Source organism: Paenibacillus periandrae (genome assembly GCF_022458865.1).
GTDB classification, from domain to species: Bacteria; Bacillota; Bacilli; order Paenibacillales; family NBRC-103111; genus Paenibacillus_S; species Paenibacillus_S periandrae.
This window is the reverse complement of record NZ_JAJNMU010000180.1, coordinates 1-277: the sequence shown is the minus strand read 5'-3', so window position 1 is coordinate 277 and position 277 is coordinate 1. Positions and strand designations below refer to the sequence as shown.

Annotated in this window: 1 rRNA gene; it reads right to left on the bottom strand. The window is 54.5% G+C overall.

The annotated features are described in order from the left end of the window. Positions 1-277 (bottom strand): 23S ribosomal RNA (locus LRL21_RS45135); the annotation flags it as partial.

Sequence of the window (277 nt, the reverse complement as noted above, 5' to 3'; positions counted from 1 at the left end):
CACAACCCCTGAGAGCAAGCTCTCAGGTTTGGGCTGTTCCGCGTTCGCTCGCCGCTACTGACGGAATCACTGTTGTTTTCTTCTCCTGAGGGTACTTAGATGTTTCAGTTCCCCTCGTATGCCTCCTATGTAGCTATGTATTCACTACATGGTACATGAGCATTACCTCATGCGGGTTCCCCCATTCGGACATCCCCGGATCCAAGCCTGCTTACGGCTCCCCGAGGCATTTCGTCGTTCGCCACGTCCTTCTTCGGCTCCTAGTGCCTAGGCATCC